Here is a 10,706-nt window from a genome sequence, read left to right as displayed (position 1 = left end):
GCCGGTGATCGCCTTTATAGGTCAGTACGGCTTTCATTTGACTAGCAATAAGGTTCGACCATCGCCCGCACGTCGACGCGCGCCTTCAGCCGTGCCGCGAGCAGCGCGGTACCGCTGATCTTGCGCTGCACGAACAGCATGTCGGCCGAAGGAATATGCCAGGTCGACCGGTCGCGTGCGATCGCCGCGCCCTCGTCCCGCAGTACCGAGACGAAGCTGCGATCGCCGAAGTCGAACGGCCCCGTCCGGTTCATCTCTGCCAGGATCACGTCGATCATGCGGTCGATCTGCGGCCGATGCCCCACGACCGCGGCCTCGCCCAGAAAGCCCGCCTGCACGGCTGCGTCGCGGACCGCGTCGCGCTGTCCGGCGAGCCCCGCGGCCAGCAGCCGGCGATACCCGTCCGCCACGACCTGCGGCACCGCACGCGCGGCACCGAAGTCGAGCAGGACGATCCGTCCCGTCTCGGCCTGCCAGCGATAATTCGCGAAATTGGGATCGGTCTGCATCAGCCGCCAGTCGAGCAGTTCGTGCAGCGTGAGCCTTATCAACCGCTCCATGGCCGTATCGCGTACGTCCTGGGGTGCGGTCTCGAGACTCTCGATCGGCGTACAGTCGATATACTCCATCGCCAGCACGCGCGGCGTCGACAATGTCGGCTCGAGTTGCGGGACGACCAGCCCCGCATCATCGCCCACCAGCGCGCGATAGCGTTCCAGCATCTCGCCCTCGCGGACATAATCTGCCTCGTCGTGCAATTGCTGTTTCGCGTCACCAAGCAGCCGTGTGATGTCGAGTTCCTTGGGCAGCAGCCCCGACACGCGCAGCAGCGTCGCGACATTGTCGACATCCGCGTCGATGCTGTCCTTCACGCCCGGATATTGCACCTTGATCGCCAGCACGCGTCCGTCGGGGAGCCGTGCCCGGTGCACCTGACCGATCGATGCGGCCGCGACCGGATGCGCCTGGAAATGCGCGAAGCGGCGGCGCCAGTCCTTCCCCCATTCGGCCGTGAGCACCCGGTCGAGCTGCGCGGGCGGCATGTGATGCGCATCGTTGCGCAGCCTGGCGAGGATCGTCGCCAATTCGGGCGGCAGCATGTCGCCCGCGTCCATCGACACCATCTGGCCGAGCTTCATCGCCGCACCGCGCAGATGCGAAAGCTGGTCCGCGACGCGCACCGCGTTGGCGGGGGTCAGCAGCAGGTCCGACATGCGCGGACGCTCGCCGCTCGCGAGCCGCCGGGCCCCCTCGGCGACGACCCCGCCCGCGACGCCGCCGGCCAGCCGCCCGAACACGCCGAGCCGCGACAGCCGGCCCCGCGGGATCGACCGCCCGCCACGCGATTGCGATCCTGCGTCCGAGACAGCCTCGTTATCAGCGTGTGGATTTCGTTCAGCGCCCAGCTCCGTACCGGGCATGACAGGATCTTCGCTCGTCGGTCTATCCTCGGTCTGGAGAGCCCCTTGCACGAGACCGCTTCTTAGATGGTAAGCTGGGGTGGAGGATCAACCATCGGACCGCCATCCATGACGCCACCTGTTTTCAATAACATCACCCGCCGCACATTGCTCTCCGGCATGGCGACCGCGACGCTCGCCACCGGTCTGCGCGCCGCACCGCCATCGCCGCGCGACGCCCGCGTGCTCGTCGGCACCTATGCGCGCGAGGGCGGCAAGGGCCTGTACACGCTGTCGCATGACCGGGCGCGCAATCGCTGGCAGGTCGAACCGCCGGTCGCCGGGATCGAGGACGCGTCGTTTGCGGTGCGGGCACCCCGCACCGGGCTTTGGTACGTCCTGCGCGAGCAGGCGAAAGGATCGGTGACCGGCTTCACGCCCGACTGGAAAGCGCGCGGCACGATGCCATCGGGTGGTGCCGATCCCTGCCATGCCGCGTTCGACGACGCGTCCGGCTGCCTCGCCATCGCCAATTATTCGAGCGGCAGTGTCGGCTTCTACCGCATCGATCCCGCGACCGGCGCGCCGGGCGAACCGACGATCTTCCGCCATGAAGGGACCGGCCCCGACAAGAGCCGTCAGGAGGGGCCGCATGCGCACTGGGTCGGGTTCAGCCCCGATCGGCGCTGGCTGCATTCGGTCGATCTCGGCGCCGACACGATTTTCGCCTATCGGTTCGATCCGGGAGCGCGCAGCCTTGCCGCACCGGTCCCGGCCTGGCGCGCGCCGCCGGGAACGGGACCGCGCCACCTCGTCTGGCATCCCCGCCTGCCACGCGCCTATGTCGTTGCCGAACTCGCCAACACCGTGACCATGCTCGATGCACAGCCGGACGGTCGTTTCACCACCCGCACGCAGCTGTCCACCCTGCCCGGCGACCATGTCGGGTCGTCCCAGGCCGCGCACATCGCGATCGATCGCGCCGGCCGGCACCTCTACGTCTCGAACCGCGGCGCTGACAGTATCGCGGTGTTCGCGCTCGATCGCGACGGAGTGCCGACCCTCGTCCAGCACATCGCCGCCGGCGGACATTGGCCGCGCATCTTCCTGCTGCTCGAGGATCAGCGGCAGATGCTCGTCGCGAACGAGCGGTCGGGCACGATCGCGGTCATGGCGCTTGGCAAAGGCGGCCGTCTCTCTCCGACCGATCAGACCCTGCGCGTCCCCGGGGCGGTGTTCCTCGCGTCGACTGGCTGACGATCACCCGACCGGTGGCGCCCCCGCCCCTGCCCTTGCACGGGCCGGGGGATCGGGCATGATCGCGCCTCGATCATCGTCAAAGGAGCCGTGCTTGCGCCTCACCCTCGTTCTCGCCCTGCTGTCGGCAGCCCCCGCCGTCGCGCAGCAGCAGCCGATCGCGGCCCCGGCCGACGCCCCGACGCGGCGCTTCACCGGTGCCGACCTGTTCGGCCTGGCGATCGCAGCGGACCCGCAGATCAGCCCTGACGGACGAACGATCGTCTATGTCCGCCGCACCGCCGACGTCATGACCGACCGTGTCCAGTCGTCGCTCTGGCTGATCGACGTGGCGACCGGTCGCCAGTCGCCGTTCGCTGCGCAAGGGTCCGACCCGCGCTGGTCTCCCGACGGCACGCGCGTCGCCTATGCCGCGCGCGACGGCGAACAGTCGCAACTGTTCGTTCGCTGGATCGCGACCGGCACGAGCGCGCGGGTGACGGGCTTTCCCGGCGATCCGCAGGCGCTCGCCTGGTCGCCCGACGGCACCCGGCTCGCTTACGTCGCGACCGTTGCTGGCGAGGCGACGACGCTCGGCAAGGCGCCGCCCAAGCCCGAGGGGGCGAAATGGGCCGAGCCGCTGACGGTGATCGACCGCGTCAATTATCGCAACGATGGCCCCGGCTATGTGAAGCCCGGCCGCGATCATCTGTTCGTCGTCGCGGCGGACGGCGGCGCGCCGCAGCAGCTCACCTTCGGCGCATTCGATGACGGCGGCCCCCTGTCATGGACGCCCGACGGCCGCGGGATCGTGTTCGCCGCGATCCGCGGGCCCGATGCCGAGCGGCAGGTGATGAACTCGGATCTCATCGCGGTCGACACGTCGAGCGGCGCGATGCGGACGCTGACGACCCGCGACGGCCCCGATGCGCAGCCGTGGATCTCTCCCGACGGCACGCGGATCGCGTAGCTCGGCTTCGATGACAAGCGGCGCAGTTACGAGAATACCCAGCTCTACCTCGGCGACCGCAACGCCGGCAGCCCGCGCTCGCTGACCGCCGCGCTCGATCGCGGGGTCGAGGATGCGGTGTGGGCCGCCGACGGGCGCAGCCTTTACGCAAGCTATGACGATCACGGGCAGCGCCGGATCGCGCGCATCGGCCTCGACGGCAGGACGACGCCGCTGGTCGACAACGTCGCGGGCGGCGGGCTCGACCGGCCCTATACCGGGGGCGAGTTCTCCGTCGCGAGGGGCGGGACGATCGCCTATACCGGCGGCGACGGCAGCGCTCCCGCCGATGTCTGGGTGTCGAGCGGTGGCAAGTCACGGCGGCTGACGCAGCTCAACGCGGTGATGACCGGCGCCAAGACGCTCGCGCCGATCCGCAAGATCGCGGTGACCGCGCCCGATGGCCGCGCGATCGACGCGTGGCTCGCAACGCCCGCCAATCGCACGCTCGGCCAGCGCGTGCCGCTGATCCTGGAAATCCATGGTGGGCCGAACAGCGCCTATGGCCCTGGGTTTGCCACCGACATGCAACTCTATGCCGCGGCGGGCTATGCGGTGCTGTGGACCAACCCGCGCGGCTCGACCTCCTACGGTGCCGAATTCGCCAATCTGATCGACAAGAAATACCCGTCCGACGATTATGGCGACCTGATCGCCGCGGTTGATGCGGCGATCGCGGACGGGACCGCGGATGCCGACAATCTGTTCGTCACCGGCGGATCGGGCGGCGGCGTCCTGACCGCCTGGATCGTCGGCAAGACCGACCGGTTCAGGGCCGCGGCGACGCAAAAGCCGGTGATCAACTGGGCAAGCGAGGCGCTGACGATGGACAACACGCTGTTTACCTCGCGCTACTGGTTCACCAAGCTGCCATGGGAGGATCCGATGAGTTACTGGAACCGCTCGCCGCTCAGTCTCGTCGGCAACGTCAAGACACCGACCCTGGTCGTGGTGGGTAGTGACGACTACCGCACGCCCGTTTCGGAATCCGAGCAATATTACGCCGCGCTGCAGATCCGCGGCATACCGACCGCGCTCGTCAAGGTGCCGGGTGCGAGCCACGGCGGCTTCACCGCACGGCCGTCGCAATCCGCGGCAAAGGCCTCCGCGATTATCGCCTGGTTCGATCGCTATCGCGCCAAGCCGAGCGGATTACGCACCGACTGACCGTCCGTTCGTCACCGCCGGGGCGATGCCCATGGTGCAGTCTCGTTACTGCCGCACGGATCACTCCGATCCGTGCGGCAGTGCTGATTACGCCAAGCGGCGTAGCCGGCTCATCGTTCGCCCTCGCCACCCTCGTTTTCGCCACCTTCGCCGCGCTCGTTCTCGCCGCCCTCATATTCGCCTTCGCCGCGCTGGCCACGCTGCTGCTGCACCGCGCGCGCGCGCCGCGGCGATGTCACCGCATGCCGAACCTTGCCCGACCGGACGACCCGCCGTCCTTCACCTTCACCCTCGCCTTCACCCTCACCGACCTGCTGAGCTGGCGACGGCATTGGCTTGGCGGCCGCGTCGCCGATGACGGCTTGGCCCGATTGCGCGATCACAAAGGCGCCGACGCCCATCCACAATTTCGTACGCATACTATCTCCTCGGTCCCGACGCGTTGGCCGGGAAGGCACTGACCTGTTAGGGGCGCGTCACCTGGCTTCATGCCGGATTTGCGAGATTTCCCATGATGATCATGATTGCCAACGTCCTGGATGCGGACAATCTCCAGTGGCTGCGAGATAATATGCGCAAGACCCGCTATGTCGACGGCCGACGGACGGCGGGGCGCGAGGCACGCCCGGTCAAACGCAACGAACAGGTCGACCGCGGCGACCCGTTGCTCGCCGAGATGCAGGACCTCGTCGTCGAGCGGTTGCTCGACAATGCCCTGTTCCGCATGGCGACGCGGCCGCATGTCGTCCGCCCGCCGCTCTTCAGCCGCTATGATGCGGGCATGGCCTATGGCAGCCATGTCGACGATGCGATCATGGGCGGGATGCGGACCGATGTGTCGGTGACGGTCTTCCTCAGCGAACCCGAGGATTATGACGGCGGCGAACTGGTGATCGAGTCCGCCGCCGGCGAACAGGACGTCAAGCTGCCCGCGGGCTCGGCGGTCTGCTATCCGACGACCTCGCTGCACCGCGTGGCGCCGGTCGTGTCGGGCGAGCGGCTTGCCGCGGTGACCTGGGTCCGGAGCCTCGTTCGGGACGCGGATGCGCGGGAACTGCTGTTCGATCTTGAAACCGCCCGCCACGCGCTGTTCGAGCGGCTGGGCAAGACGCCCGAACTCGACCTGCTCGCCAAGACGCAATCCAACCTGCTCCGGCGCTGGGCCGAGGACTGAGCGGCGCGGCGTGGATCGCCGTCAGCTTGGTCTGTCGATGAGAGCAAGCGTGGCCGCGTCGCTCGTCCCGGCAAACCAGCGATCGAGCGCTGCGCCGAACAGCGGACCGGCCCCCGCCTCGCGAAACAGCGTCAGCGACGATCGCAGCTTCATCGCATCGATCTCACCGAAAACGGCCCGGGCGGTCGTCCCCGTCAGCGCGTCAAGCGCTTCCACGCACTGCCGCAGACGCGCCCCGAGCACCGGATGCGCAAGATAGGCCCGCGCTTCCTCGAGTGACACGATCGCATAATGCTGCGCCATCGGGCTTCGTCCGAGCCCGGCAATCTGCGGGAAGATGAACCACATCCAGTGACTACGCTTGGCGCCGCGGCGTATCTCGGCAAGCGCGGACTCGTAGACTGCCGCCTGCGCAGTGACGAACCGTTCAAGATCATAAGGATGGGTCATCACCGCCTGCTTTCACTCAATCCTCGGCTCCCCACATATGGGAGAATAGATGGACGCAGGAAGGACTGGCTGGGGCGGCAGGGTTCGAACCTGCGCATGGCGGCATCAAAAGCCGCTGCCTTACCACTTGGCGACGCCCCAGCAGAGGCGGCCTTATAGCGGCGCGCCCCGACGAGAAAAGCCCTATCGCGTCTTAATCGAGTCGATGGACCCACCCATTGGCATCCGGCGCCAGACCGCGCTGGATAGCGACGAGCGAATCGCGGATCCGCAGCGTCATCGCGCCCGGCTCGCCGCCGCCGATCGTGAAGCGGCCCTCGGGCGACGCGACGGTCCCGATCGGGGTCACGACCGCGGCGGTGCCGCAGGCGAACGCCTCGACAAGCTTGCCGCTCGCCGCGTCGGCGCGCCACTGGTCGATCGCATAGGGCTCCTCGCGCACCGTGATCCCCTGCGCCCGCGCCAGCGTCAGGATCGAATCGCGGGTGATGCCGGGCAGGATCGTGCCCGTGAGCGCGGGGGTCGACAGGCTGCCGTCCTCGAAGACGAAGAAGACGTTCATGCCGCCGAGTTCCTCGACCCAGCGGCGCTCGACCGCATCGAGGAAGACGACCTGGTCACAGCCCTGGCTGATCGCTTCCTTCTGCGCGAGCAGGCTGGCGGCGTAGTTGCCGCCGCACTTCGCCGCGCCCGTGCCGCCCTGTGCCGCACGCGTATAATGCTGGCTGACCCAGATCGAGACCGCGGAGGCACCGCCCTTGAAATAGGCACCGACCGACGAGGCGAGCACCATGTAGAGATATTCGGCGCTCGGCTTGACCCCCAGGAACACCTCGCTCGCGAACATGAACGGCCGCAGATACAGCGCGCCGCCGTCGCTGTCGGGAATCCAGTCCTGATCCGTCCGGACCAGCCGCTCGACCGATTCGAGGAACAGCGATTCGGGAAGCTCGGGCATCGCCATCCGGCGTGCCGAATCCTGGAAACGCCGCGCATTGGCTTCGGGCCGGAAGAGCGCGGTGCCGCCATCGGCGAGTCGATAGGCCTTCATTCCTTCGAAGATTTCTTGCGCATAGTGCAGAACCGACGATGCGGGATCCATCATGATCGGCGCGCGCGTCGTGATCCTGGCATCATGCCAGCCCTTCGCGTCACTGAAGCGGATCATCGCCATATGGTCGGTAAAGACCCGGCCGAAGCCGGGATCGATCAGGCGCTGCGCACGCTCGTTCGCAGCGACCGGATCGCCACACGGTTCGAACGAAAATGTCATGCTCGCGTCTGGGGACGATGAGGCCTGCGACAACGGAGGATGCATTGAATTTTTCTCTCTTTCCACGGCTTGCCGTCGACTAGGACCGAAGACTAAACCGGTCAACATGGCTGCCTCAGCATCACCCGCTTCACCCCTGTTTCTTCGCGAACCCGAACTGCGTCGCGGCATGGAACTCCTGTACTTCGGTCAGAGCCATCTGGTCCGATCGATCGATGCGGGGCTCGCGGAGCAGGGGCTGGGGCGCGCGCACCACCGCGCCCTGTATTTCATCGCCCGCAAACCGGACATGACGGTCAGCGAACTGCTGTCGCTGCTGGCGATCACCAAACAGTCACTCGGTCGCGTGCTGAACGAACTCAGCGATCGCGGCTTTATCGAGGTCCGTCCCGGCGATCGTGACCGGCGTCAGCGACTGCTGCGCTTGACGCCAGTCGGCAGCAAGATGGAGAGCGACCTGTTCGAAGCTGCGCGACAGAAGATGTCCGCAGCCTATAATCACGCCGGCCACGGCGCGGTTGCGGGCTATTGGGCGGTGCTCGAAGGCCTGATCCCCGAAGAGGAACGAGAGCAGGTGATAAAGCTGCGCGGCTGACTAAAGCGGCGCAAGGTCGCCGCGGGCGTTTGCCGCCATCTCCGCATTGCGCCGTGCCGACGCCGCCAGCGTGCGGGACATCAGGGTGACCAACGCATCGCCGTCGTCGAGCACGTTCAAGCCTTCCCGCGTCGATCCACCCGGGCTCGCAACCCGGTCCGCCAGCACCGCCGGCGAAACATCGGCTGCGCCTGCCATCCGCGCGGATCCGTCGAGCGTGGCGAGCGCGAGTCGCGCCGCCTGATCCGCCGGCAGGCCGAGCGCCTGCCCCGCCTTGGCCAGCGCGTCGGCAAAACGGAACACGAAACCCGGCCCGCATCCCGCCAGCGCGGTGACGGCATCGAACTGCGCCTCCGCGGCGATCCACTCGACCAGGCCGAGCGGCGTCATCAACGCCTCCGCGGTCGCACGCGCCGCGCCGTCATCCGTCGCGCCGTGCAGCGCAACCACGCCGCGGCCGATCGCAACCGGCAGGTTGGGCATCGCCCGAACCACCGTCTGCGCCTGGGACAGAGGTTGGAGTGCGGCAATCTCGACCCCCGCGAGGATCGAGATCAGCAGCTTTGGCGCATAGCGCGAGAACTCGGGCGTCTTCAGCGCGCCGAGCTGCTGCGGCTTCAGCGCGAGCATGACGGTTTCAGCGGAAAAGTCGTCGGGGTCGGGCACCGCGGCGACGACGTGCACACCGGGTGGCATCACGCGCATACTGGGGCTGACGACGGTCACGCTGTCAGGTGAAAGGCCGTCGGCAAGCCAGCGGGCAAGCATCGCCCCGCCCATATTGCCACAGCCGATCATCAGGATCCGCCCGGTCATCGGCACGCCGCGCCCGGGGAAACGCGCGCGATCACGCCTCGCCCTGGGTTTCGATCAGCGCCGAGGCAAGCGCGTCCGCCGGCGTCTTCCCGCCCCACAGGACGAACTGGAACACTGGATAGAAACGCTCGCATTCCTCGATCGCCGATTCGACAAGCAGTTCGGCGGCCGAAAGCGACATCGTCCCATCCTCGCCGCCATCGACCATCGCCGCGTGACGGAACAAAAGGATTCCGCTCGTCGACCAGAGTTCGAAATGGCCGATCCAGAGCTGCTCGTTGGCGAGGCCGATCGTCTCGTAAACCGCCTGACGCCGTTCATCGGGCACCTTGATGTCCGGAAACGCCAGGAACTGCAGCACGCTGTCGTCCTCGCGCCACAAGGCGCGCAGTTCGTAGGTCGTCCAGCTGCCCTTTACGGTCGCGACGATCTCGTCATCGTGACGTTCATGTTCCCATCCATGCGCAGCATAATAGGCTTCGAGCATGTCGATGGGAGCAGCGTCGTCTTGGTCATGGTCGGCGTGGTCGAGCATCATTACGTCCTGGCACTCCCTGTCACGCGACAAAGGGTGCCGGGGCAAAAATGCTCCGACAACCCCGTTCGATCCGAATGCCCAGAAATCTGTGGAAAAGTCAGACGCCGACCTGCATTTTTGCTTCGAGAGCGTCGAGCCGGGCCTTCAGCGCGTCATTTTCGTCGCGCGCGGCGGCCGCCATCGATTTCACCGCATCAAACTCCTCACGGCTTACGAAATCGAGGCCGCCGAGCCATTCACGAGCACGCTCGCGAACCCCAGACTGCGCTTCGCGGCCGACACCGGCAAAGGTTCCAGCGGCGCCGTTGAGGACCTTCACGAAATCGTCGAACATCCGGTTTTCGGACTGCATTGTCATCATCCTGCTAGTAACTTGCGCCGCGCGCCCCGTCACAACATCTGGGAGGTGCGCGTCGTCGGCACAAGGGTTTCGGCATCGGGGTTGAGCCGGCCTATACCGTATGTGAGCATTCCCGCAAAGCTGATCCACACCATATAGGGCACCATCAGCCACGCCGCCCCGCGCCGGATACGCGCAAACAGGAATGTCGCCGCGATCGAGAGCAGCAGCATCGCGACGATGACAAGCAGCGACGCACCGATTCGGTGCGCGCCGAAGAACAATGGCGTCCAGGCGAGATTCAACACGAACTGCGCGGCAAACAAGGCGATCGCGCGCCCCCGCCCCAGCGCGCCGCGCGCATTGAGGATCATTGCGAGAGCCAGGCCGAGCAGCACGTAGAGCGTCGACCAGGCGACCGGAAACACCCAGCCTGGCGGAGTGAGCGCGGGCTTCACCAGGCTGGTGTACCAGGCACTTTCGCTCCCCACCGGGACCGCGCGCCCGGCCAGAAAGCCCAGCAGGACGATCAACGGAACGGTCACGATCGCCCAGCGCAGGAACGACATCCTCAGCTGGCCCTTCGAAGCGATGCCTCCCACATACGTCCTTTCAAGACTGATCGGCTTAGTCCTGCCGCGGGAACGCCCTGCCGTAAACCGCAACATGCATGGACCGATCGGGAAGTGTGTCATTCTGCGATGGCCG

General features: G+C 66.9%; 11 protein-coding genes, 1 tRNA gene and 1 pseudogene. 4 read left to right on the top strand and 9 right to left on the bottom strand.

Annotated features, from left to right (window positions below; genetic code table 11):
• Positions 1–41: 41 nt before the first annotated feature.
• Complete coding sequence (locus SOM18_RS00740) at positions 42–1,421, bottom strand: AarF/ABC1/UbiB kinase family protein (protein WP_320481155.1); 1,380 nt, start codon at positions 1,419–1,421, stop codon at positions 42–44.
• A gap of 108 nt (positions 1,422–1,529) precedes the next feature.
• Between SOM18_RS00740 and SOM18_RS00735 the strand changes: the two genes are divergently transcribed.
• Positions 1,530–2,657, top strand: a complete 1,128-nt coding sequence (locus tag SOM18_RS00735; protein ID WP_031440098.1) for a lactonase family protein — start codon at positions 1,530–1,532, stop codon at positions 2,655–2,657.
• Between the two features lie 58 nt (positions 2,658–2,715).
• A pseudogene (locus tag SOM18_RS00730) lies at positions 2,716–4,812 on the top strand (prolyl oligopeptidase family serine peptidase).
• Positions 4,813–4,922: 110 nt separating this feature from the next.
• On the opposite strand, the gene SOM18_RS00725 reads toward SOM18_RS00730, so the two are convergent.
• Complete coding sequence (locus SOM18_RS00725) at positions 4,923–5,231, bottom strand: hypothetical protein (RefSeq protein ID WP_152555363.1); 309 nt, start codon at positions 5,229–5,231, stop codon at positions 4,923–4,925.
• A gap of 92 nt (positions 5,232–5,323) precedes the next feature.
• Here SOM18_RS00725 and SOM18_RS00720 point away from each other — a divergent pair, with 92 nt between their 5' ends.
• Positions 5,324–5,986, top strand: a complete 663-nt coding sequence (locus tag SOM18_RS00720) for a Fe2+-dependent dioxygenase (RefSeq protein ID WP_031439331.1) — start codon at positions 5,324–5,326, stop codon at positions 5,984–5,986.
• Positions 5,987–6,007: 21 nt separating this feature from the next.
• On the opposite strand, the gene SOM18_RS00715 is transcribed toward SOM18_RS00720, so the two are convergent.
• The 3 genes from SOM18_RS00715 to SOM18_RS00705 all read right to left on the bottom strand — a co-directional run bounded on the left by SOM18_RS00715 (position 6,008) and on the right by SOM18_RS00705 (position 7,709).
• Complete coding sequence (locus SOM18_RS00715) at positions 6,008–6,436, bottom strand: DUF1810 domain-containing protein (protein ID WP_031439330.1); 429 nt, start codon at positions 6,434–6,436, stop codon at positions 6,008–6,010.
• Between the two features lie 66 nt (positions 6,437–6,502).
• A tRNA-Gln gene (locus tag SOM18_RS00710) sits at positions 6,503–6,577 on the bottom strand.
• A gap of 52 nt (positions 6,578–6,629) precedes the next feature.
• On the bottom strand, positions 6,630–7,709 hold the full coding sequence (locus tag SOM18_RS00705; protein WP_031439329.1) for a branched-chain amino acid aminotransferase: 1,080 nt from the start codon (positions 7,707–7,709) through the stop codon (positions 6,630–6,632).
• Positions 7,710–7,815: 106 nt separating this feature from the next.
• On the opposite strand from SOM18_RS00705, the gene SOM18_RS00700 reads away from it, so the two are divergent.
• Positions 7,816–8,304 (top strand): MarR family transcriptional regulator, encoded by a 489-nt coding sequence (locus SOM18_RS00700; protein ID WP_031395654.1) that lies wholly within the window; start codon positions 7,816–7,818, stop codon positions 8,302–8,304.
• Here SOM18_RS00700 and proC read toward each other — a convergent pair whose 3' ends face one another.
• From proC to SOM18_RS00680, 4 genes are all read right to left on the bottom strand, one after another.
• Positions 8,305–9,120, bottom strand: coding sequence for a pyrroline-5-carboxylate reductase (proC, locus tag SOM18_RS00695; RefSeq protein WP_031439328.1), 816 nt, complete (start codon positions 9,118–9,120; stop codon positions 8,305–8,307).
• Positions 9,121–9,151: 31 nt separating this feature from the next.
• Positions 9,152–9,658 (bottom strand): YbjN domain-containing protein, encoded by a 507-nt coding sequence (locus SOM18_RS00690; RefSeq protein ID WP_031395656.1) that lies wholly within the window; start codon positions 9,656–9,658, stop codon positions 9,152–9,154.
• Positions 9,659–9,755: 97 nt separating this feature from the next.
• Positions 9,756–10,010 carry an accessory factor UbiK family protein gene (locus tag SOM18_RS00685; protein WP_031395657.1) on the bottom strand — a complete coding sequence of 85 codons (255 nt, stop codon included), beginning with the start codon at positions 10,008–10,010 and terminating at the stop codon, positions 9,756–9,758.
• A gap of 38 nt (positions 10,011–10,048) precedes the next feature.
• The gene (locus SOM18_RS00680; protein WP_031439326.1) at positions 10,049–10,567 is read right to left on the bottom strand and encodes a TspO/MBR family protein; all 519 of its coding nucleotides are present in this window, start codon (positions 10,565–10,567) and stop codon (positions 10,049–10,051) included.
• Positions 10,568–10,706 lie beyond the last annotated feature (139 nt).

Origin of the sequence: Sphingomonas sp. CFBP9019 (assembly GCF_034045155.1) — a bacterium.
Taxonomy (GTDB): domain Bacteria; phylum Pseudomonadota; class Alphaproteobacteria; order Sphingomonadales; family Sphingomonadaceae; genus Sphingomonas; species Sphingomonas aerolata.
The sequence above is the reverse complement of the archived record's forward strand: the minus strand, read 5'-3'. Positions and strand labels throughout refer to the sequence as shown.